Source organism: Defluviitalea raffinosedens, assembly GCF_016908775.1.
In the GTDB taxonomy this organism is placed as follows: domain Bacteria; phylum Bacillota; class Clostridia; order Lachnospirales; family Defluviitaleaceae; genus Defluviitalea; species Defluviitalea raffinosedens.
Window position 1 is genome coordinate 144,188 of record NZ_JAFBEP010000003.1, and the last position, 23,753, is coordinate 167,940.

The 23,753-nt window shown below is 39.1% G+C and carries 21 protein-coding genes and 1 pseudogene; 1 reads left to right on the forward strand and 21 read right to left on the reverse strand.

The window, feature by feature from the left end:
• Window positions 1–61 precede the first annotated feature (61 nt).
• The 19 genes and pseudogenes from JOD07_RS03900 to JOD07_RS03995 all read right to left on the reverse strand — a co-directional run bounded on the left by JOD07_RS03900 (window position 62) and on the right by JOD07_RS03995 (window position 19,146).
• Entirely contained in the window at window positions 62–577 is a 516-nt protein-coding gene (locus tag JOD07_RS03900; RefSeq protein ID WP_204612338.1) for a transcription repressor NadR, read from the reverse strand.
• A gap of 48 nt (window positions 578–625) precedes the next feature.
• Window positions 626–1,969 carry a glucose-6-phosphate isomerase gene (locus JOD07_RS03905; RefSeq protein WP_204612340.1) on the reverse strand — a complete coding sequence of 448 codons (1,344 nt, stop codon included), beginning with the start codon at window positions 1,967–1,969 and terminating at the stop codon, window positions 626–628.
• A 91-nt stretch (window positions 1,970–2,060) separates the two neighbouring features.
• The gene (gene pdaA, locus JOD07_RS03910; RefSeq protein ID WP_204612349.1) at window positions 2,061–3,098 is read right to left on the reverse strand and encodes a delta-lactam-biosynthetic de-N-acetylase; all 1,038 of its coding nucleotides are present in this window, start codon (window positions 3,096–3,098) and stop codon (window positions 2,061–2,063) included.
• A gap of 129 nt (window positions 3,099–3,227) precedes the next feature.
• Window positions 3,228–5,474 (reverse strand): thiamine pyrophosphate-dependent enzyme, encoded by a 2,247-nt coding sequence (locus JOD07_RS03915; protein ID WP_204612351.1) that lies wholly within the window; start codon window positions 5,472–5,474, stop codon window positions 3,228–3,230.
• Between the two features lie 11 nt (window positions 5,475–5,485).
• Entirely contained in the window at window positions 5,486–6,568 is a 1,083-nt protein-coding gene (locus JOD07_RS03920) for a 2-oxoacid:acceptor oxidoreductase family protein (protein WP_158739365.1), read from the reverse strand.
• Between the two features lie 89 nt (window positions 6,569–6,657).
• On the reverse strand, window positions 6,658–7,365 hold the full coding sequence (locus JOD07_RS03925) for a hypothetical protein (protein ID WP_158739364.1): 708 nt from the start codon (window positions 7,363–7,365) through the stop codon (window positions 6,658–6,660).
• Window positions 7,366–7,538: 173 nt separating this feature from the next.
• Window positions 7,539–8,237, reverse strand: a complete 699-nt coding sequence (locus JOD07_RS03930; RefSeq protein WP_158739363.1) for a 5'-methylthioadenosine/adenosylhomocysteine nucleosidase — start codon at window positions 8,235–8,237, stop codon at window positions 7,539–7,541.
• Window positions 8,238–8,320: 83 nt separating this feature from the next.
• A complete protein-coding gene (locus tag JOD07_RS03935) occupies window positions 8,321–9,271 on the reverse strand; it encodes a hypothetical protein (protein ID WP_204612353.1) in 951 nt (316 codons plus the stop codon).
• Between the two features lie 110 nt (window positions 9,272–9,381).
• Window positions 9,382–11,186 (reverse strand): annotated as a pseudogene (locus tag JOD07_RS15920) (acetyl-CoA carboxylase carboxyltransferase subunit alpha).
• Between the two features lie 22 nt (window positions 11,187–11,208).
• Window positions 11,209–12,561: an acetyl-CoA carboxylase biotin carboxylase subunit gene (locus JOD07_RS03950; RefSeq protein ID WP_204612363.1), complete on the reverse strand. Its 1,353-nt coding sequence runs from the start codon at window positions 12,559–12,561 to the stop codon at window positions 11,209–11,211.
• Between the two features lie 18 nt (window positions 12,562–12,579).
• The gene (gene fabZ / locus JOD07_RS03955) at window positions 12,580–13,002 is read right to left on the reverse strand and encodes a 3-hydroxyacyl-ACP dehydratase FabZ (RefSeq protein WP_158739358.1); all 423 of its coding nucleotides are present in this window, start codon (window positions 13,000–13,002) and stop codon (window positions 12,580–12,582) included.
• A gap of 1 nt (window position 13,003) precedes the next feature.
• Window positions 13,004–13,468, reverse strand: coding sequence for an acetyl-CoA carboxylase biotin carboxyl carrier protein (gene accB, locus JOD07_RS03960; RefSeq protein ID WP_204612372.1), 465 nt, complete (start codon window positions 13,466–13,468; stop codon window positions 13,004–13,006).
• 11 nt (window positions 13,469–13,479) lie between these two features.
• The gene (gene fabF / locus JOD07_RS03965; protein WP_204612382.1) at window positions 13,480–14,718 is read right to left on the reverse strand and encodes a beta-ketoacyl-ACP synthase II; all 1,239 of its coding nucleotides are present in this window, start codon (window positions 14,716–14,718) and stop codon (window positions 13,480–13,482) included.
• Between the two features lie 14 nt (window positions 14,719–14,732).
• Window positions 14,733–15,482: a 3-oxoacyl-[acyl-carrier-protein] reductase gene (gene fabG, locus JOD07_RS03970; RefSeq protein WP_158739355.1), complete on the reverse strand. Its 750-nt coding sequence runs from the start codon at window positions 15,480–15,482 to the stop codon at window positions 14,733–14,735.
• 2 nt (window positions 15,483–15,484) lie between these two features.
• Window positions 15,485–16,408 carry an ACP S-malonyltransferase gene (gene fabD / locus JOD07_RS03975; protein WP_204612384.1) on the reverse strand — a complete coding sequence of 308 codons (924 nt, stop codon included), beginning with the start codon at window positions 16,406–16,408 and terminating at the stop codon, window positions 15,485–15,487.
• Window positions 16,409–16,458: 50 nt separating this feature from the next.
• Window positions 16,459–17,397: an enoyl-[acyl-carrier-protein] reductase FabK gene (fabK, locus tag JOD07_RS03980; protein ID WP_204612394.1), complete on the reverse strand. Its 939-nt coding sequence runs from the start codon at window positions 17,395–17,397 to the stop codon at window positions 16,459–16,461.
• A gap of 45 nt (window positions 17,398–17,442) precedes the next feature.
• Entirely contained in the window at window positions 17,443–17,682 is a 240-nt protein-coding gene (acpP, locus tag JOD07_RS03985) for an acyl carrier protein (RefSeq protein ID WP_204612396.1), read from the reverse strand.
• A gap of 20 nt (window positions 17,683–17,702) precedes the next feature.
• Entirely contained in the window at window positions 17,703–18,680 is a 978-nt protein-coding gene (locus JOD07_RS03990; protein ID WP_204612397.1) for a beta-ketoacyl-ACP synthase III, read from the reverse strand.
• Window positions 18,673–19,146, reverse strand: a complete 474-nt coding sequence (locus JOD07_RS03995) for a MarR family winged helix-turn-helix transcriptional regulator (protein ID WP_158739350.1) — start codon at window positions 19,144–19,146, stop codon at window positions 18,673–18,675. Before JOD07_RS03995 ends, JOD07_RS03990 begins: the two co-directional genes overlap by 8 nt.
• A gap of 195 nt (window positions 19,147–19,341) precedes the next feature.
• On the opposite strand from JOD07_RS03995, the gene JOD07_RS04000 reads away from it, so the two are divergent.
• Window positions 19,342–19,746, forward strand: a complete 405-nt coding sequence (locus tag JOD07_RS04000; protein ID WP_243429238.1) for a hypothetical protein — start codon at window positions 19,342–19,344, stop codon at window positions 19,744–19,746.
• 61 nt (window positions 19,747–19,807) lie between these two features.
• Here the strand turns inward: JOD07_RS04000 and JOD07_RS04005 are convergent, their stop codons facing one another.
• Window positions 19,808–21,952 carry an O-antigen ligase family protein gene (locus tag JOD07_RS04005; protein ID WP_204612399.1) on the reverse strand — a complete coding sequence of 715 codons (2,145 nt, stop codon included), beginning with the start codon at window positions 21,950–21,952 and terminating at the stop codon, window positions 19,808–19,810.
• A gap of 112 nt (window positions 21,953–22,064) precedes the next feature.
• On the reverse strand, window positions 22,065–23,675 hold the full coding sequence (locus JOD07_RS04010; RefSeq protein WP_158739348.1) for a CTP synthase: 1,611 nt from the start codon (window positions 23,673–23,675) through the stop codon (window positions 22,065–22,067).
• Window positions 23,676–23,753 lie beyond the last annotated feature (78 nt).

The following is a 23,753-nucleotide window of genomic DNA, read 5'->3' on the forward strand; positions in this document are numbered from 1 at the left end:
AAAAATGTAAAATAAAAAGAACGGTTTTACCGTTCTCGTCTAAAATAATCTTTATCCATCCTTATTCAAAGAATAGATAACCTTTTTGCTTTAACTTATCTTCAATTTCATCCAATATTTTTTCACTCTTAGCCTCTATGGTATGCATATGAATTTTGTTTGTAAGGCGAAGCAAGGGAACAGTATTATTCTTTTGCATAATTTCCATGAATTCTTTTACATCTCTTCTGGATTCAATCATGAGATTCCCTGTAATTTGTCCATAGATGGGATGTTCAATAATCACATCGATGACTCTTCCTCCAAGGTCTACAATGGTAGTTAGTTCATCTTCAATTTCTTCCTTGCCGTGGCATACAGTCACAGCCCTTTTATGGGCAGGACTTTCTTCCCCATAAAAAATATATCCTCTGGCAGTAGCCATGATATTGATATTTTCCGCCCGCAAAAGCGCAATATCCTGAACAATGACTTGTCGTGTTACATTGAGCTTTTCTGCCAGATAACCTCCACTGACAGGCTTATTGGAAGACTTTAAAATTTTTATTATTTCCTGTTTTCTTTCCTCTTTGCTCATATGGACACCTTCTTTTATAAAAAAATAGGGTAAAACTACCCTACTTTTTTATTTTATACGCTTTGTCAATTCGTTTCTTAACTCTTCATAACCCGGTTTCCCAAGGAGTGCAAACATATTTTTCTTATAAGCTTCTACTCCCGGTTGGTCAAAAGGATTCACTCCCAGGATATATCCACTTATACCGCAAGCTTTTTCAAAGAAGTAGAGAAGTTTTCCAACATAATATTCATTTAATTCCGGAACATTAATTACAAGATTTGGAACTCCTCCGTCTACATGGGCAAAAAGGGTTCCTTCAAAAGCTTTCTTATTAACGAAGTCCATGGTCTTGCCAGCTAAATAGTTTAATCCGTCTAAGTCATCTTCTTCGGCTTCTAAGGTAATATCACATTTTGGCTTTTCAACATTGATTACAGTTTCAAACAGATTTCTTCTTCCGTCCTGGATATATTGTCCCATGGAGTGAAGATCTGTTGAGAAGTCCACAGATGCAGGGAAAATTCCTTTATTGTCTTTACCTTCACTTTCTCCATAAAGTTGCTTCCACCACTCAGAAATATAATGAAGGGCAGGTTCATAGTTTACCAGGATTTCGGTCTGCTTTCCTCTTTTATATAAAATATTGCGGATCAGAGCATATTGGTAAGCAGGGTTATTTTCAAAATCTTCTTGCTTGTATTCTTCCCTTGCGTCCTTTGCTCCTTCCATCAATTTATCAATATCTATTCCGCTAACTGCAATAGGCAGTAATCCTACAGGAGTTAAAACTGTAAAACGTCCTCCCACATCGTCAGGGATGATAAAAGTTTCATAGCCTTCTTCATCAGCTAATTTACGAAGGGCGCCTTTTGCTTTGTCAGTAGTTGCAAAGATTCTTTCTTTTGCACCTTCTTTACCATACTTTTCTTCTAAATATTTTTTGAAAATTCTAAATGCAATTCCAGGTTCTGTCGTAGTCCCTGACTTGGAAATCACATTAACACTGACATCTTTGCCTTCAATGAGGTCTAAAAGGTGTGTTACGTATGTACCGCTAATGTTGTTTCCAACAAAATAGATTTCTGGGGCTTGTCTTTTTTCCTTTGGAAGCATATTGTAGAAAGAATGGCTTAAGCTTTCAATCACTGCTCTGGCTCCTAAATAAGAACCACCTATACCAATTACGATAAATACATCTGAATTTTCTCTGATTTTTTGAGCAGCTTTTTTTACCCTTTCAAATTCATCTTTATCATAGTCAACCGGAAGATCGATCCATCCTAAAAAGTCATTTCCTGCTCCCGCTTTTGCATGAAGCAACTTATGAGCGCCTTCAAGCTGCCATTTTGAATACTGGATTTCCTCATTAGAAATACCTGAATTTGAATAGTCAAAAACGATATTTTTCATCTTTATCCTCCTTAAATTAAATTTAAAAAATAGATCCTCTATCACCAAATGAAATTATACCATGAGATAAAAAAACGAACCATACTAATGATTATAATTCATCTAAAGAAGCAAATATATATCCCTGATCTTTTAAATATTTAAGCATATCTCCCAAAGCTTCCGTATTGGATGAAGATACGGCATGGAGAAGAATAATAGCTCCCGGATGATGATTTTGTACGATATGCTCATAGGCAGCTTGTTTACCTGGTTGATTATTTACATCCCAGTCCTTGTATGCCATGCTCCAAAAGATGGTCTTATATCCTAAATCTTTTGTGATCTGAAGGGTTCTCTCACTATATTCTCCTGCCGGAGGTCTAAAGTATAAGGGCATAGAAGTACCGGTTATTTCTTCAAAATATCTGGCCGTTTCAAGGATTTCATATTCTACTTCTTCATCTGTTTTATCTGGAAGACTGGGATGGGTGACAGAATGATTTCCAACGATATGGCCTTCATTCACCATCCTTTTAATCAAATCCGGCTGACTTTTGATATATGGCTTTGTTACAAAAAAAGCTGCCTGTACATTATGTTCTTTCAGGATATCCAATATCTTGGAGGTGTAGCCGTTCTCATAACCTTCATCAAAGGTAAGGTAAACCCTTTTTTCATTCGTATTACCTAAATAATAAGCATCATATTTTGTAAGATCTATTTCGCTTTGAGCTCCTGGAGGAAGGTGGTCTGAGTTTCTCTTAAACCACCAGGCCTTTTTGGCATTGGGAAGAGAAGCGCTACGCTGGTCTGATTTCGGCTTTGTTTTTTGCTCCACCTTTTGCTCCGCTTGCTGTTCTTTAGAAGTATCTTTGGCTTCATCTTTTTGCTCTTCTTTTGCATTTTCTTTTGGTTCTTCTGTTATTTGGGCTTGTACTACTTCTTTTTGGTCTTCTTGTTCTTCCTTCCTTTCTTCTTCATTGACTGACTCGTCTTCATCCCTTGTGACAGCTTCTTCTAAACGCTGTTCTACAGCCGCTTCAACTTCAGGAGTTTCATTGGAATTTGAAATAGAAGAAGAATCAGAAGCACATCCTGCTAAAATCGTACCAATAAGAATAAGCGTTAAAACACTTTTTATATTCATTGTATCTTCCTCTCGATTTTATCTTTAGATCCGTTATCCAAACAGATTCCTATATATAATAACATAACTAATGAATTTGATACATCATTTGTTGAAAATTATTGAAAAAACCAACTCTTTCGAGTTGGTTTACAATATTGGACTCTCATGGCGAGCCTTCAGTCTTTCCCATCTTCTATCCACTTCATCTTGTATGCTTTGCACGATGTCCGCATATTCTGGTTTTGCCAGATGTTTGGTACGTCCCATCATTTTAAGCCAATCAATCACTGGGATTTTCTTATTGCGTTCTTCTGGATTGTAAGTGATGGTTGTAATGCCTTCTTCTATTTCATAGAGTGGATGATAACAGCAGTTTACTGCTGCATCAATTACACTTCTTTCGTATCTTGGATTATCATTCCAGTTCAGAGGGCAAGCAGAAAGGGCTTTTATGAAGGCTAAGCCGTATTCATTGGCATATTTTTGAGCCTTTGCCGCTTTTTTAATAAAGTCTGTCGGATTGCTTTCTGCAACCGTTGCAACATATGGAATGTTGGTCGCAGCAAAAATCTGCGGCGTATCTTTATGGAAAGTCGCTTTTCCTGCCTGCGCTTTTCCTACATGGGATGTAGAACTTCTTGCACCTAATGGAGTGGTATAGGATAATTGATATCCTGTGTTCATATATCCGCCATTGTCATATTCCATAATGATCATTCTGTGATTTCTAAGGGCTGCACCAATAGCAGGACCAATACCGATATCAAGGCCCCCGTCTCCACTGATCATGATGAACGTGAAGTTATCGCCCTTAGGCAATTCTCCTCTTCTTTGTCTTTCATGGAACATTTCTACCAAGCCGGAAAGAGTCGCTGCACCATTTTGGAACAGGTTGTGAATAAAGGTCACTCTAAAGGAAGACTTAGGATATGGAGAAGTTACAACAAATCCACAGCCTGTTTGGAATAACAGTACAACTTCTCCTTCGATTCCTCTAAGCAGCATATTCACGTTAACAGGTATACCACATCCAGGGCAAGCGCCATGACCTGCTACCCATCGTTTGGGCATTCTGGTGGAATCTTTTACGATTCCTCCTTTAGCAATCATTTTACCAGTCGCTTCGTCCACAGTAACACTTGTTACTCCAGGACGTACCTTATCTCCTACAAGGGGTTCAAAGTATTTTGGCGGCTCATAACCTTCTTTACCTTTATAGTGTCCAAAATAATCAAAACGCTTTTCAACTTTTCCTTTTTGAGCGATGTCGTATGCACGGTTTAACATATCTATGCCGTCTTCCATATAGAAGTCTCTTCCGCTTAATCCATAGACCAAGCTTGCTACTTCGATATTGGCTTTATAATCCTGAAGGGTTGCTTTTAATTCAAGACTCATATTGCCCCCTTCTGCCCCGTAACTGTCTTGCCTGTCAGCTACGACAATCGCTTTTACATTTTTGCATAAATCATAGAGTTCTTTTTTGGGGAAGGGGCGAAGTACGCTGCTTGTAAATACCCCTACCTTTTTACCTTCTTCTCTTAGCTTGTCCACTGCCAGCCTTGCAGTATCATAGCTGGAGCCCAGAACGAAAAGGGCGGCTTCTGCATCTTCCATCATATATCCCTCAACCATACTGTATGTACGGCCGGTAAATTCTCCATATTCTTTAAATACCTCAGGAATGACCTTTCTTGCTTCTTCCATCGCCAAATGAAGCTGATACTTATTGTTCAATAAGTCCGGTTCATTCATATAACAACCGATGCTGACAGGATGCTCTTTATCCAAAGCATGGTACTCAAGCTCCAGTTTCCCGACAAAATCCTGAACATCTTTGTCATGAGCTACAATTTGCACTTTTCGTTTTTGGTGGCTTGTGAAAAATCCATCAAACGCTACAATAATAGGTAATTTAACTTTTTCCGCAATTTTAAGGGCACAGATGTTAAAATCATATACTCTTTGAGGATCCTTTGCAAAAAGAATAATCCAACCTGTATTTAAAGCATACATAATATCGCTGTGGTCTCCCTTAATGGAAAGAGGACCGGATACAGTTCTGCAGCCCACATTTAAAACCATGGGAAAACGGGTTCCCGATTGAACCGGAAGTTGCTCTAATGAATACAAGAGTCCATTGGCAGAAGTCGCATTAAATACTCTTCCACCACCTGTTGATGCTCCATAGCAAATACCTGCCGCTCCATGTTCTCCATCAGCAGGAATCATGACAACATCATGTTCTCCTTCTGCTTTTAAGAGGTCTAAGTGCTCTGGGATCTGGGTTGAAGGAGTGATTGGATAATACCCCATGACATGATAGTTGATTTGCTTTGCTGCATAGGCCGCCAATTCGTTTCCACTTTCAAATACAACTTTTTGTTCTACCATATGATCGCCTCCTATCTCAGTTCATTGGTTGTATAAGATTCGGAACGCATCCAGGAGTTTGGTCCTACATCTTCAAATTCCATTTTATCTACTAATAGTTCTTGGTTACGCACATGATTCTTCCAAATGTCTACTTCTCTTTCCAGACCTGCTGTTAAGGCGTCTGTAGGACACGCTTCTACACAGCGCAGGCAGCCTTTGCAATGATGATAATCTGGGCCTAAATTAATCATGGAAGGTTTGCCTTTATATTCTCCCGGGACAAATTGATACACCATATCAGGGCAAGTGGAATCGCACATGCCGCAGTTAATGCATGCTTCTTTTTTAAATACCGGGATATAGCCCTCACGGCTTCCTGACAAGTCATTGTTAATCGTACTGCCATAATGAGGATTGATCCCTCCGATGGGCGCATTGTCGTAACCCCATTCTCTTTTTACTTCACTGTATTCCTGATAAGGATATTTCCCATCGTCTTCATACTTTTTCACAACAATATTGTTATATCCCTTATCAATTCCCTCTAAGTTTGCCTGCAGGGCTGCAGGATATTTTTTACCCAGGGTATCTTTTACAAGCTCTTTCAGATCTTCTACTGGTATAAATCCCGATGCTTTGGCCATAGCACCCAGCATGATCATATTCACCCTTGTCTTTGCTTCTATGGCAAGTCTTAAGGCATCTACACACACCAGAGTGCCGGCATGCATTTTAAGCCTATCGCGAATTACATCAGGATCTTCATCAGTATTCACCACAACAATTGTGTCAGGGCCTACCCCCTGCATCACAGGAATTTTCCCTGCCAGTCTTTCATGGAAAAGTCCCAGTAGATGGGGAGTTTCTACCGGACTGTTGATTCTAATCTCCTGGCTTGGGTCTGCCCAACGAACAAATGCTTTAACAGGTGTTCCCCTTTTTTCTGAACCGTAGCTTGCAAAGCTGGAACTGTTAAGTCCTAAGTAAATGGCCCCCAGCTCTCCTAAAATCTTTCCGCTAAGATTCGCCCCTAAACCTCCAATGCTTTCTAGCCTTATTTCATAAAAGCCATGTTCATTCGTTATGGGTAATTTCACCTTCGCAGTCTCCATAAGCTTCCTCCTTGAGATTCGACGTATTTCAACTAGTCATTGGTTAATAAGGTTTACTGCATTCTTTTGCTTCTATTATGATCATTGATTTATAAATTTATACTCTTTTTTTCTTCTCTGGAAAACTGCCTGATAATCCATTCAATTTCCTTGTCATTAAGTTCATTCCCTGCAGAATCTTTTGTCCCTTTTTGATCAGATAATGGATCATGCATATACAACGGTTCTGTCTTTTCTTCCTTAAGAATCTCTGAGGCAAGCGGAATCTTATGCAAGCCCGGAATGTATGAATTGTCAAGATATTCCTCTAATTGAGCAAAAAGAATGCGTTTTCTTTCTTGCAGTGAAAAGAGTGTTTCGAGCAAAACTAAAATAATAAAAGCTCCGGTACTTAATATGAGGGGGTAAAAAGCATTGTCCATCTGGCCATTGACTAAAATAAAAGTCCCCAATAAACCTAAAAACAGAGAAAGAATTTCTGATTTTGATATAAACTGTTCCCAATAATATATAGGAATGAAGAATATTTTTTGCTTGTAATAGTTTGCTTTAATCACTGCTTCTGTATTAATTTCTCCCTGCCCTTTTTCATTGTAAAACTTACATGTTTTAATGATATGGTCCAGTACAGGGTCTTTTGACAGTCTCCTGTTTTCTTTCATCCATTTTTTCAGGGCTTTTTGAAAATAGCGTATACGAATCCCAAGAAATAATAAACTGAGCAGTCCAATGCCAAAAAATATTACTACAGCGGTTTGCAGGATCCATGTGATTTGTTCATAATTTGAAAACTTCATACAAACACTCCTTCCATTTTTTTACATATATAATTTATTATACATGGGCAATTGTAATTGTCAAATACTTACAATCAATGTAATAAAAAAACCTGCAAAAGCTTGCAGGCATCTCATTATAAACAACAAATAAATAAAAAAGGACAACTATGTAGTTTGTCCTTTACAAAAGTTTATATGCTTTTTAATATTTCTAAAATCATTTCATTGGAGTTTTTTGCGGCTTCTTTAACAAATTCCTGAAAGTTCACATCTGCGCTATGATCCGCTTTATCAGAAATAGAACGTATAATGACAAAGGGAATTTTGTTAAGATAGCAAGCATGAGCAATAGCTGCTCCTTCCATCTCTGCACAGTAGGCATTAAAATTGTCCCATATGGTCTGCTTTTGCTTTAAACTGGAAATAAACTGATCCCCACTGGCAACCCGGCCTACATATACATTGGGCTTTGAAGGAAGATTCTTGGCACATTGACTGGCTAATTCTATAAGCTTACTATCTCCCTTAAAAAAGCTCTCGTCCATTCTTGGAATTGTTCCCAGTGGATCTCCAAAAACAGAGGTATCAAAATCATGCTGTACGCAGTCGCTGGAGATAACAATATCCCCTATATCTAATTTCTCATAGATTGCTCCGGCTACACCTGTGTTGATGATGTATTGAGCATGAAAATGATCGATCAAAGCCTGGGTACAGATGGCTGCATTGACCTTGCCTATGCCGCATCTTACTAATATGACTTCCTTTCCTTCCAATGTCCCCTGATAAAAATCCATTCCTGCTATTTGCTTTAATTCTTTGTTTTGCATTTGGTTTCTAAGAATCGTAACTTCTTCTTCCATCGCACCGATAATTCCTATTTTACTCATTGCTTCTCTCCTTTGTTTTTTATCTCATTTTATCATATTTTTTAGTACTCAACACAAGAAACTAAAGAGACCTCTTCTGCTTTTTAACGAATAAGAGGACTAAGCCCCACAGGAATGGGGATGCCTCCTGCCCCATCCTTTCCTAAAGGCACATTAAAACCTAACGTATGAAATGTGCTGTTTACCGTAATGGTTCCGGGACCTCCTGGTGCTTTAACATAGCTTAAATATTCTCTCATAGTTAAATTACCTTCGGGAGTAATATTAACGGATACAATGACTTCATAAATACCAGACTCAAAGGAATCGAAAATAATCAAAATGGATTCATTTGCAATATCGGCATTTTTACTTAGGATACACTCATTTAAAGGCGTTTTTTCTCCCGATGGATCTATTTTAAGAAGTGTAATGTCCTTGATAGCCGGGTTATTATAAGTCAGATTTATCCCGTTAAAATCAGCATCCATGGTAAGTTCTGCTCCTGGAAGAGCTTTCCTCCTCGGAGTCTCAATCCTAAATCTAAGTCTTATTAAAGCACTTTCTGGATAAAGGTGTCCATAGTAGTCCATGGGCTCAAATGAAAGATCATAGACATACACTGGACATTCTTTTGTTAATATATCCTCTTCAACCTCAACCAATTGGTCGTTTACCCTTTTTTGAACCTTTTTATACACTCTTAGCCTCAACTTGGTTTCTCCTGCTGCCACACCTTTTATATCCCTATTGGACAGGACTTGTGCAATATCAAGATCAGCTGATGTGTATTCTACATTGACCCCTTCTGGTACTTCTACGAGATTCAACAAAGAAAGAGGCTTTTGCTTATCTTTTAAAAGATAGATCCCTTCTAAGGTATGGGATATGGTATATTCTTGATGAATCAATTTAACATCTGAAGAGAATGGCCTATTTTCTTTTGCAATTAAACTTGAATGCTTAATCGTTTGGGCAGATGCATGAGAAACGCATATCCATTGAAGCAATACAATGAAGGTGAAAAAAAGGCTCTTTGGCCGTCTTATCTTCATTTATATCCCTTCCATTAATTTCTATTTGCTTTGTCTTAGTATATATCCTTTTTTTAAAAAACTCAATGATTTCTTAATAACAGGCAAAAAAATATAGGGCAATATCTACCCTATGACTGGTATTCACCTATTTTTCTAAATTTATCATATCTGTTTTGGATTAAATCTTCTATGGATTGGTTTTTTACTTCTTTTAAGCCTTTTATAATGTATTTCTTAATTTCCTTGCTCATTTTTTCCATATCTTTATGGGCGCCTCCCAAGGGTTCAGGAACGACCTCATCAATGATTTTAAAGCTCATTAAATCCTGTGCGGTAATCTTCATAATTTCTGCTGCCTCTTTGGCTTTGGAACTGTCCTTCCATAAAATTGCCGCAAAGCCTTCCGGAGATAACACAGAATAAACAGCATACTCAAGCATATATATTTTATCTCCTACACCAAGAGCCAGGGCCCCGCCGCTTCCCCCTTCGCCTATGACAATCGAAATAATAGGGGTTTTTAATCTCGACATCTCCAATAAATTCCGTGCAATGGCTTCCCCTTGTCCCCGCTCTTCTGCTCCAATGCCACAGAAGGCCCCAGCAGTATCAATAAAGCAAATAACGGGACGATGGAACTTTTCTGCCTGCTTCATGAGTCTTAAGGCTTTTCTGTACCCTTCCGGATGGGGCATTCCAAAATTTCTTTTGATATTTTCTTTCGTGTCCCTTCCTTTTTGATGGCCAATGACGGTGACAGGATGGCCTTCTAAGGTGGCAATTCCTCCTACAATAGCAAAGTCTTCCCGAAAACTTCTGTCTCCATGAAGTTCTATAAAGTCTTCAAATATTCTTCCTATATAATCAAGGCTTGTAGGTCTTCCAGAATGTCTGGCTAAATTCACTTTATCCCAGGGAGAAAGATTGCTGTAGGCTTCTTTTCTGAGTTCAGTGATTTTATCCTCAATGCTTTTGATTTCTTTTGATAAGTCCACACCGTGCAGATTAGAAAATTCCTTTAAAGCTTCCAGTTGCTTTTCTAATTCCTCAAGGTTTTTTTCTATGTCTGTCATTAGCCTACCTCCTTATGAAGGCGCAAAAGTTTGCCCAGGGTTTCTTTTAAATGATCTCTTGGTATAATTTCATCAATAAGTCCATGCTCTAATAAAAATTCCGATTTTTGAAATCCCTCAGGCAGTTTTTGCTTGATGGTCTGCTCTATAACTCTGGGGCCTGCAAACCCAATCAGTGCTCCCGGTTCTGCCAAAATAATATCCCCTAACATTGCAAAGCTTGCTGTTACACCTCCTGTTGTGGGATCCGTCAATACAGAAATGTATAAAAGTCCCTCTTCGTCATGCTTTGCAATGGCTGCGCTGGTCTTTGCCATCTGCATCAGAGAAAAAATCCCCTCTTGCATTCTGGCGCCTCCGGAAGTGGAAAAAATGACTACCGGCAATTTTCTTTTAGTCGCTTCTTCTACTGCTCTTGTGATTTTTTCTCCTACAACAGAACCCATACTCCCCATTAAAAAATGACTGTCCATCACTGCAATAACCGTTTCCTCACCGCAGATTTTTCCTGTTCCTGTAACCACTGCTTCACTAAGCTTAGCTTTTTCCTGCTGTTCTGAAATCTTTTTTTCATAATTAGGAAAGCTAAGGGGATTTAAGGTAGATAAATTCTGATTAAATTCCCTGAATGTGCCTTCATCTATAATCAAATCCATTCTTTCTCTTGCAGTCATTCTGAAATGATATCCACAATGAGGGCATACTTTCTTATTGGATTCGAGATCTTTTTTATACACAATTTGCTCGCAGGCAGTACACTTAATCCACATTCCATCGGGGATATTGGGAGTGGGCGGCTTTTCATAAAGAGGGGAGGATGTGGTTACATATTTGGTTTTCTTAAAAAATCCTTTCAGCACTGTATTCACCACCTTCTAGCAATTACGCTCTGCCTAAACTAAAGTGCTTTTCAATAAAACTGGTGTCAATATTGCCTTTTTCAAAATCCTCTGTATGAAGAATCTGAAAAAGAAAGTCAATATTGGTATCCATGCCTTCAATGATGAATTCTCCTAAAGCACATTTCATCTTAGTAATTGCCTCTTCTCTGTCTTTGCCGTGTGCAATGAGTTTCGCAATCATGGAATCATAGGTTGGAGGAACCCTGTATCCTTCATAAAGGGCGCTTTCTACCCGAATGCCAAAACCTCCGGGAAAGTGAAGACCTTTGACTGTGCCGGGAGAAGGCATAAAGCCCTTACCTGGGCTTTCTGCATTGATTCTGCACTCTATGGCATGCCCTCGTATTGAAATATCTTCCTGAGTAAAAGAAAGAGGAAGTCCTCCGGCAATTCTGATCTGTTCCTTTACAATATCAATCCCGGTGATCATTTCTGTTACAGGATGTTCTACCTGAATTCTTGTATTCATTTCTATGAAGTAATAATTCCCGTTCTTATCCAGCAGAAATTCTATGGTGCCTGCATTTTTATACCCAATGGATTTGGCTGCTAAAACGGCATCTCTTCCCATTCTTCCTCTGAGTTCCGGGCTAAGAGCTATAGAGGGGGCTTCTTCTATGACTTTTTGGTGCCTTCGCTGAATGGAGCAGTCTCTCTCTCCCAAATGGACCACATTACCAAAGGAATCTCCCAAAATCTGAAATTCTATATGTCTTGGATTTTCTATGAATTTCTCTATATACATGGTATCATCCCCAAAGGATGCCTTGGCTTCAGATTTTGCAGTATTAAAGGCTTTTATAAATTCTTCTTTGGTATAGGCGAGTCTCATACCTTTACCTCCGCCGCCAGCGGAAGCCTTGATCATAACAGGATATCCTATTTTTTCAGCAATCTTAAGGGCTTCTTCTAAATCTCCTACGGCTCCACTTGATCCCGGAACAACGGGTACTCCTGCTTTTAACATAGTTTCCCTTGCCTTTGACTTATTGCCCATAAGATCAATCATGTGCGCATCAGGTCCGATAAAAACGATATTGCACTGCTCGCACATTTCTGCAAATTTACTGTTTTCCGATAAAAAACCAAAACCCGGGTGAATGGCCTGAGCCCCTGTAAGAATGGTGGCACTTATGATATTCTCCATGTTAAGATAACTGTCTTTTCCCTTAGGCGGTCCAACACAGACCGCTTCGTCCGCCATCTGAACATGGAGGGCATCTTGATCCATTGTTGAATAAATTGCCACCGTTTCTATGCCCATTTCTCTGCAGGCTCTGATAATCCTTACAGCGATTTCTCCTCTGTTGGCAATTAAAATTCTGTTAAACATACGCTCCCCCTTTCGGGTTTACCCAATGGCGAAGGTAAGCTCGGCTTCGCAGACTTTTTTATCTCCTACGAAAGCTTTTGCACTACCGATTCCAATGGGTCCTCTTCTTTTTATGATTTCTACTTCTAACCTTAGGGTATCTCCTGGAACTACCTTTTCTCTAAAACGAGCTTTTTCAATCCCTCCAAAGTACGCAATCTTTCCCTTCAACTCCTCAAGGGAAAGAAGGCATACGGCGCCCACCTGTGCCAGTGCCTCTATAATAAGAACTCCTGGCATGACAGGCTCTAAAGGGAAATGGCCCGCAAAAAAATATTCATTCATCGTCACGTTCTTATATCCCACAGCTTTAATTCCTGGTTCCAGGTCTTCAATTTTGTCAATCAGTAAAAAAGGGTATCTGTGGGGAATAATCTCCTGTATCTGTTTAATGTTTAACATATTAACACCCACCCTTTATTCTAAATAGGGGTTGATTGTACTCTACCATTTCTTCATTTTGTACAAAGATTTCTACGATTTCTCCGTCCACATCTGACTCAATTTCATTCATCAGTTTCATAGCTTCAATAATGCAGAGCACATCTCCTTTTTTGACCTTGTCTCCAAGGCTTACAAAGGGTTTCGCTCCCGGAGCTGGTGCACTATAGAAAGTTCCAACGATCGGAGAACATACTAAGGTACCTTCTTTTTCTTCTGTTTTAGAAGAAGGCTCTTCGGTCTTTTCTGCTGTTTTAGGCGCTGCTGCTTCTGTCACTGGCTGAACTTTTGGCTCGGCGGCAGCAACAGCCACGACTTCTTTTTCTTTCTTCATCTTGATTTTTATGCCTTCTTCTTCTATTTCAAGATGGGTTAAATTGGTTTCATCCATTGCTTTCATTAATTGTTCAATTGCTTTGTAATCCATAGGAACCTCCTTTAATCCACATATTTTTTAAACAACAAGGAGGCATTGTGTCCTCCAAATCCAAGGGAATTCGACAGAGCATATTGGATCTCTTGCTTTCTTCCTATATTGGGTACATAGTCCAGATCGCATTCCGGATCAGGCTTTTTGTATCCAATGGTTGGAGGAATAAATCCTTCTTCTATAGCTTTCACACAGACAATGCCTTCAATAGCCCCCGCTGCACCAAGCAAATGGCCAGTCATGGATTTGGTTGAACTGATGGCTACATTTTGGGCAGCTTCTTTAAAGGCAAGTTTAATGGCTGCAGTTTCAAATTTATCATTAAGGGGTGTGCTGGTGCCGTGAGCATTAATATAGGCAACTTCTTCTGGCTTTACGCCCCCTTCATCCATGGCTTCTATCATGGCTCTTGCTGCTCCATCGCCTTCAGGATCCGGAGATGTAATATGGTAAGCATCACAGGTTGCACCATAGCCTACGATTTCGGCATAAATCTTAGCCCCTCTTTTTAAAGCATGTTCTAAGGATTCTAAAATCAAAATTCCTGCCCCTTCTCCCATAACAAAACCGTTTCTTTCTGCATCAAAGGGGATAGAAGCACGCTTTTTATCATGAGTTGTATTAAGGGCCTGCAGGGTTGAAAATCCAGCAACGGATAGGGGGGTTATGCTGGCTTCTGCGCCTCCGGCAATGATTACATCTGCTCTTCCCTTTTGAATGGTATTAAAAGCTTCTCCAATGGCATGACTTCCTGTGGCACAGGCAGTAACCACCGTTGAGCAAATTCCTTTTGCACCAAATTGAATGGCAATATTTCCTGCTGCCATATTTCCTATAATCATGGGAATTAAAAGAGGAGAAACTCTTTTTGGACCTTTTGCAAGCAGTTTTTCATGTTCTTTTTCGATGGTACCAATGCCGCCAATGCCAGAACCTACGATCACGCCAAATCTTTCTTTATCAAGAGATTCCAGATCAAGTTTCGAATCGTTAAGCGCCATCTTAGCTGAGGCAACGGCATACTGACTGTATAAATCCATTCTTCTTGCTTCTTTTTTGTCCATGTATAAAGCAGGATCAAAATTCTTTACTTCTGCCGCCAGCTTTACTTCGAAATTTTCAGTATCAAAACGGGTAATTTCATCTATGCCACACTGACCGTTTTTTATATTTTCCCAAAAAGTATTCAAATCATTTCCCAGGGGGGTCACACATCCCATTCCTGTAATAACTACTCTTTTCCCCATAATTTACCTCCATTCTAAAGGCTGCCCATTGCCAAGCCGCCATCTACACAAATGATCTGTCCTGTAATATAGCCTGCTTCCTCAGAGGATAGAAATCCTACGATACTGGCTACGTCTTTGCTGCTTCCTATTCTGCCTAAGGGGATGGCTTTAAGGATCGCTTCCTTGTGTTTGTCTGAAAGGCTACTGGTCATTTCGGTTTCTATAAAGCCCGGCGCAATGGCGTTTACCGTAATGCCTCTTAGAGCCAGTTCCTTGGCTGCTGATTTTGTGATTCCGAAAATTCCTGCCTTAGAAGCCGCATAATTGGTTTGACCGATATTCCCCATAAGGCCTATGATGGAGGATATGTTGATGATTTTGCCACTTTTTTGCTTGATCATGATTTTGGAAGCATGTTTTATGCAGTTAAATACCCCTTTTAAATTGATTCTGATCACTTCATCAAACTCTTCTTCTTTCATCCGAAGCATGAGGTTGTCTCGGATGATTCCTGCATTGTTTACAAGTACATCTATGGAACCCATTGCTTCCACAGTTTTATTGATGAGTTTTTCGGACTCTTCAAAGGAACCTACATCGGCTTTAACCGCCAAGGCTTTTACTCCTTTTTCTTCTATTTCCTCTACAGTTTTTTGAGCTGCCTCATCATTGCTTAGATAACTGAATACAATATTCATGCCCTTTTGTGCCAGGTATAAGGCGATTTCTCTGCCAATTCCTCTGCTGCCGCCGGTGATTAAAGCGGTTTTTCTTTTTCCCATAATTACCTCCTGATGGTTTCTAACGTTTTCTCTAAAGATTTCATATCTTCCACATTACATACGGTAACAGAACGGTTGATTTTCTTCACAAAACCACTTAATACTTTTCCTGGTCCCAGTTCTATAAATGTATCCACTCCATCTTCTATCATCCTGTAAATGCTCTGTTCCCAAAGAACAGAACTCATAACCTGCTTCTTTAGGAGGATCTTTACGTCCTCTTTTGTTACATAATCTCCATGAACATTGCTGATGACAGGAATCTTTGGTTCCTTAAATGCTATATTTTCTAATTCTTTTTCTAATTTTTCAGCCGCTGGCAGAAGCATTGAAGTATGGAAAGGGCCGCTCACAGAAAGGGGCAAAACCTTTTTGGCTCCTGCAGCTTTTAACCTTTCTTCGGCAAGCTTTAAGGCTTCTACTTCTCCTCCTATAACAATTTGTCCAGGGCAGTTAAAATTAGCTGCTTCCACAATCCCTTCAGAAATAGTCTTAAGGACTGCTTCCACTTCTTTTTTGCCAAGTCCTAAAACGGCACACATTCCTCCAACTCCAACAGGTACGGCTTCTTCCATGTATTGTCCTCTTTTTCGAACGAGTCTTACAGCATCTTTAAAATCTAACATACCTCCTGCCACCAGGGCTGAATATTCTCCTAAACTAAGGCCTGCTACAACAGAAGGTGTTATTTCTTTTTCAATTGCCTTTAGGGCTGCTATATTAACCGTTAATATTGCTGGCTGGGTATATTGTGTCTGATTGATTTTGCCTTGCGAATCTTTAAAGCAAAGTTCTTTTATATCAAAGTCCAGGACTTCTCTGGCCATTTCAAAGACTTCATTGCATTCTTTGATATTCTCTGCCAGGTCTTTCCCCATACCAATGTATTGGGAACCTTGACCGGCAAATATAAATGCAGCTTTCATGGTATTCCTCCTAGTAAACATTTATAAAATGAGCAGTAACCTTAAAAGTTTTATGAAAGAATATCCTGGGCATTGCGGATAATTTCCCTGGCTTCTTTAAACATTTCCTGAATGATTTCAGAACAGGTCTGTTCTTTTGTAATCATGCCTGAAATTTGGCCTGCCATAACAGAGCCCCAATCTATATCCCCTTCTTTTGCCGCCCGCGGGAGGGCTCCTTTACCCAATTCTTCGTATTGCTCCAAAGGAGCAGCCATCTTTTCTAATTTCAGAAGTTCTCTGGCCAATTGGTTTCTTAAAATTCTCACGGGATGTCCTGTTGGCCTTCCTGTTACTACCGTATCGATATCGCTGGCTTTTAGAACTCTTTCTTTATAAGCTGGATGCACCCTACATTCCTTTGCTACTAAAAATCTTGTACCTACCTGTACTCCCACTGCTCCAAGCATCAGTGCTGCAGCAAGTCCTCTGCCGTCCCCTATACCCCCTGCTCCGATCACAGGGATACTTACTGCATCCACCACTTGGGGAAGCAGTGCCATAGTAGTGAGTTCCCCTATATGACCTCCCGATTCACAGCCTTCTGCAATCACTGCATCGGCGCCACAGCGCTCCATTCTTTTGGCTAAAGCCACAGAAGGCACCACAGGAATGACCTTTATACCGTTTTCTTTCCACATATCCATGTACTTGCCGGGATTTCCTGCTCCTGTTGTGACAACCCTTACCCCTTCTTCACAAACCAGATACGCCACTTCCTCTGCATTATCACTAAGAAGCATCACATTGACACCAAAAGGTTTATCTGTTAATGCTTTAGTTTTTCTAATTTCCTCTCTTACATAAGATGTTGGCGCATTGGCTGCAGCAATAATCCCAAGTCCTCCTGCATTTGAAACCGCAGAAGCTAAACTATGGTCTGCAATCCAGGCCATTCCCCCTTGAATAATAGGATATTCGACCCCTATCTCTTTCCAAAAATTATGCATGATTAAACCTCCTAGAAGAAAAGTCAGATGTATTCATCTGACCTTTTATTCTTGTTTATCTTGTTTGGACTCAATGTAATTTACCGCATCCTGCACTGTTTTGATGTTTTCCATATCTTCAGTGGGGATTTCTAAATCAAATGCTTCTTCTAAAGCCATAACAATCTGGAATAAGTCCAGGGAATCTGCATCTAAGTCTTCCTGGAAATTAGATTCTAATTTAATTTCATTTTTATCTATACCTAATTGCTCTACGATGATTTCTTGGATTTTTTCAAAAATCATGATAATTCCTCCTTGTTTTTTCATTTATTCCATTGAAGAAGTGCCGACCCCCAGGTCAGGCCCCCTCCAAATCCTACTAAAACCAATAAGTCACCTTTTTTTAGAAGCCCATTTTGATTCATTTCATCCAGGGCAAGAGGCACGCTTCCGGCGCAGGTATTGCCATAACGTTCTATGTTTTTATAAAACTTTTCAATGTCGATATTCATTTTTTTAGAAATGACTTCCATCATTCGTGCATTGGCCTGATGAAGTACATAATATTTAATATGATCTTTTGTATAAGAAGAATGTTTGAGTGCTTCTTCTATACATTTTGGAGCAATGGTTGTTGCAAAACGAAAGACTTCTTTTCCATTCATAGACACTACTGACTTAGGTAAGTTAACTTCCGAGCTAAAAGGATTGCTATTCCCCACAGCAGGACAAGTTAAAAGCGTATCTCCTCTGCCGTCAGAACCTGTATAAACAGACAGGATCCCTTTGTTTTGGCTTTTTTGCAGTATGGCAGCTCCTGCCCCGTCTCCAAATAAAACACAAGTACTCCTGTCAGACCAATCCAATATTTTTGAATAAACATCTGCTCCAATGATTAAGGCTGTATTGCTTTGTCCTGTTCGAATAAATTGAAAGCCTATATTAAGGGCATATATAAATCCCGCACAAGCTGCCGATACATCAAAGCAAGTAGCATTATGGGCTTTTATTTCTTTTTGAACAAGACAAGCTGTAGAGGGCATAAAGTAGTCTGGGGTCATGGTTGCCACTACGATTAAATCTATGTCTTCTGGAGATATCCCTGCATCTTCAATAGCCCTTTTGGCGGCACTGGAAGCCAGGTTGGCTGTAGTTTCTCCCTTTACGATTCTTCTTTCTTTTATGCCGGTTCGGCTGGAAATCCATTCATCACTGGTGTCTACGATATTGGATAAATGATCATTGGTTATAATCTGGTCCGGAACAGAACTCCCTGTTCCAATGATTTGGACTTCATTCATTTTGGGACTCCTTTATTTCATTAAGATGATAATGCCGTTTTAAAAACTCACTTAATTGTTCAAGAGATTTTACTAATATCTCTTCATCTTCCAAATCTAACCCTTCTACCATGGCATGAATCATATCCATATGAAACTTTTCATGAACTCTATAAGCCAATTTTCCCTTTTTCGTCAGGCTGATTTGGACAATCCTCCTGTCATCCTCAACCCGTTGTCTTTCTACATACCCTTTTTTTACTAGTCTGTTGATTGCAGTGGTCAAAGTGCCTACAGTAATTTTTAAATCCTGGGCAACTTCCGACATAGTTCTTGGATGATACATTCCGATGGCTTCTATGGTATGCATTTCTGTAACCGATAAATCGTTGAAAGCTCCTTTTTTTAAAGCAGTTTGTTCGATGGTTAATATATCGTTAAATATATCTACCATCAGATGGTTTAGGACTTCTCTTAGTTTTTCCATACTGTAGCACCTCAAGTTTTTTGATACTCAAATATTTTGATAATCAAAGTATATATAAAAAAATTATTTTTGTCAATAAAAAAATTTCCATTTTGATCCTGATTCACATTCCAATCTTTGATTGTATGATAAGACATGAGTTGTGAAATGCTAATTAAAGAAAGGACTATTATTTTTTAAAAGGAGGCTTAATACATGTTTCATAGTAATCCAGAAGAAAATGAAGCTCTAAAAAATAGAAGCGGTGCTGATCAGACTTCCGATGAAAACAAAAGAAGAATCGAGCAATTGGAAAACCTTGTTGAAGCTCATACAAGAACTGAACGCCATTTAGAACAACATGCAGACATTGCATCAGAAGAACAAATTCGCCGTGCAAAAGAATTACAGGAAATCAGAGAAAAAGAAATTGAGAAATTAGAAGATATTATTGCTTACGGAGAAAATGCCAATAATGATGAACTGGAAAATCTAAAAAAGAATTATGAGTATACAGAAGGATACCTTCGTCATAATGCGGACCATATGGACCCGGAAACCTTAAAGAATACTAAAGAAAAACAGGAACACAGAAGAGAACAGATTGATTTCTTAGAATAACATTCAAAAAATAAGTACCAGCTTTTTCGCATTTTTTCCATGCAAAAAAGCTGGTACCTTTTTATAGCAATTCTTTTGCTTTTTCAATATATTCCTTTGTCTTTTCCGTCATATTGACTTTCTCAAGAGCAATCTTATTAATTTCTTCTAACTCTTTTTCTACTTCTATTACTCTTTCAAGGTAAGGCTTTGCTGCTTCTTGGTCCCCCTGGCCGATATAATACTCTGCTACTGCAAAATAGGCTTGAGCGAGTTCCTGATATCTTCCTTCATACATAGGATTGAGGTTCTTTGCATTTTCTACTACAGCTAATCCTTGTTCTATTTCCCCTTTTTGAAACAGAGTCTGGGCATACTGCATGGATATATAAGGGTTATAGGGTTCCAGTTTATAAACCTTTTCATAGAGTGCTGTCTGTTTTTGCTCTACAAGCCCAATTTGCTCAGGATCATTTTGCTCTACTATATCGTAAAGATACCCATATAAGGTGCTTAAATCATATAATAAGTCGCCATCCTGAGGATCTCCTTCCCGCAGCATATAATCTGCATTCCATCCATTAAGATCCACAGCTTTTTCCATATATTCAACAGCGTCCAATACATCATTGGCATTAGCATCTTCTTTTCTTATGATCGCAGTTGCCTTTACAGCATAATTTCTGCTGATCTGCCAAGAAATCGGAAAAGCAATAAAAATCACTCCAAGTGCTAATGGGATCCAGGAACTAATCGTAAAATTAAGATCTCCTCTTTTCTTTAATCCTGCCATAGCCCCAATAAGTGCAAAACTCATAAGAGGAAGAGAAACATAGGAAAAGTTAAAATCTATAATACTATGGCTTAAAAGCATTAAAACAGGGATAAGCAGGACTGTTAATTCTACTCCGTCTTCACTTTTTCTGTTTTTAAAATATACAATGAATAGAGAAACGATAAAAAATGCAAGAACCATCATCCCAAGTATTCCTGTTTCAAGCCAAAGTTGAAGCGGAAGGCTGTGGGCTTCTGATGAACCATAAAAATAGGACTGATACTTCCTGTACATGGCAGCCCAGGCATTCCCTCCTCCTCCGAGAAGCCATTTATCTTTCAGCATACGAAGGCCATCCCGGTAGAAATTGCTTCTGCCAGATGTGAGTTCTGCGGCAGAACCCATCTGACTGAAACGTTGAAGCAAAAACTCCGGAAGCAGCTTCCTATAAAGCCCGGAGGTAAATAATACTATCCCGCCAAGGACTGCTATAACCCCTGCAAAAGCAATACCAATCTGGTAGACTTTGGTTGAAACTCTGGAAAACATCCCTAAAGCTCCTGTTAAAATGAAAGAAAGAATATAAGCAGCCACAATAGCAATAAAAGCAATCATCCATCCTCTTTGAACCAGCCCTTCTCCTTCCCCTTTAAGAATGGGATGTACCATTTCAGTCAGCATTTTCCCTGCAAAAAGAGCAATAATGATTGGTGCTATGGTAGAAAGGATCACTTCCAATTTCTTTTCTTTCGTTGGAACAAAAAGAATCAATAATAAATAGATTAAAGGAACAAATACAATCGCACCCCTGGATACTGTCATCAAAAGGGCCATCAATGGCAACACCTGGCATGCAGAGTAAAAAGCTTTTAAATACTTTTTCTCTGTAAGCAGGCTAAGACCTACTAGAATAAAGAAAATAATGCCCATATATGCACCAAAGCTGTTAGAATACTGCAAGACCCCCCGTACCCGGCCGTATTCATCTATTACACCATTAAACCTAAAATAGTTGTTAAGTCCTGAGCCAAGGCCTGCATCAATACCTAAAATGGCAGCCAAAATACCACTGATCCCCAAAATATTCAGCCAAAGAAAAGCCTCTTTTTTCGTCTTAGTAAGATCGGATAATATAAGAAAAATCACCATGTAAGTGAGATATCTGAATATATACGTTAATGCTCCATAATAGCTTGCAGCCACTCCGAACAACAGAGGCAATGTATAAACAACCGGCAGTAAAATAACTGAAGTCATAAGGAAAGAATCGATTTCTATTTTCTCTTTCTTTACTATTTTAAGACCAGACCATAAAATAAACAGCAAAAAGCATGCAATCTGAACCAGTACAATTTCCTTTGCAAAAAAAAGGCCCCTGGGATAAGGAAGTATAAAAAGAATAATTCCCAAGCCTGTATATAAAATCCACTGTAGTATCTTTGGTTGCTTCATAATTTTTCTCCTCTTACTTTTTTATTTTTATCTATATTTTATTTTATAATAACTTTTTATTCAAGTAAAAAAGTGCCTGTCAGCTTAAACCGACAGACACCACTATTTATTACTAACGATTTTTTCTCTGCTCTATAGCTGCTCCGATAAAGTCACGGAACAAAGGATGAGGTCTATTGGGTCGTGACAGGAATTCAGGATGGAATTGAACCCCTACAAACCAAGGATGCTCTTTTAATTCAACCATTTCAACCAATCTGTCATCAGGGGATACACCTGTTATGCAAAGACCTTTTTCTTCTAACATTTTTCTGTATTCATTGTTCACTTCATATCTATGACGATGTCTTTCATAGATTAAATCTTCATTATATGCGTTGTATGCAAAAGAGTCTTTAGCCACTTTACAAGGGTAGGCTCCAAGTCTCATGGTTCCTCCCATCTCATCAATGTCCTTTTGCTCCGGCATTAAATCAATCACAGGATAAGGGGTATTGGGGTTTAATTCAGAACTGTGGGCACCCTTTAATCCAGCTACATTACGGGCAAATTCAATAACTGCACATTGCATTCCAAGACAAATCCCAAAGAAAGGTACTTTATTTTCCCTGACATAGGTGATCGCTGCAATTTTGCCTTCTATTCCTCGGTCTCCAAAACCTCCCGGTACTAAAACGGCATCGGCTCCATCTAAAATTTCTCCTACATTATTTGCATTGACAGCTTCTGCATTGATCCAGTCAATTTCGATTTCTGTTTGGTGATGAATCCCTGCATGCTTTAAGGATTCTACAATGGAGATATATGCATCATGAAGTTCTACATATTTTCCAACCAGAGCTACTTTTACGGAACCATTAGGGTTTTTCTCCCTTTCAACCATCTGTTTCCATTCTTCTAAATCAGGGCTTGTACATTCTATTTGAAGTTTCCTGCAAACAATTTTTGCCAAACCTTCTTGCTCAAGCATCAAAGGAACTTCATAAAGGGTTTCTGCATCCAGATTTTGAACCACGCAGTCCTTCTCCACGTTGCAGAATAAAGAAATCTTTTCTTTCATATCTGCGGATAAAGGTTGCTCTGTTCTGCAAACGATAATATCCGGCTGAATACCTATGGAGCGAAGCTCTTTTACAGAGTGTTGAGTAGGCTTTGTTTTCATTTCCCCTGATTTGCTTAAATAAGGAATAAGGGTAACATGAATGTATAATACATTTTCTCTTCCCACTTCAGTGGCTACTTGTCTTATAGCTTCCAAAAACGGAAGACTTTCTATATCTCCTACAGTTCCTCCGATTTCAGTAATGACGATATCTGTCTGTCCAGATTTTCCAACTCGATATATACGGTCTTTGATAGCATTGGTGATATGAGGAATGACTTGAACAGTTGCTCCTAAAAACTCGCCTTTTCTTTCTTTATTGAGTACCGACCAGTAAATTTTCCCCGTTGTAATATTATTGTATCGGGTTAAACTTTCGTCAATAAATCTTTCATAATGACCTAAGTCTAAATCCGTTTCAGCGCCATCATTGGTGACAAATACTTCTCCATGTTGATAAGGACTCATGGTTCCAGGATCTATATTAATATAGGGATCAAACTTTTGAATCGTTACATGTTTCCCTCTGGATTTTAATAATCTTCCAAGGGAAGCTGCAGTAATCCCTTTACCTAGTCCCGATACAACACCGCCCGTAACAAAAATATATTTCGTTGACATTCTTTTCACCTCAACCGTTTTTTTTACCATTTTACCATTCACTTTTCATTAACCTATTCATTTTATTATCTATACAAG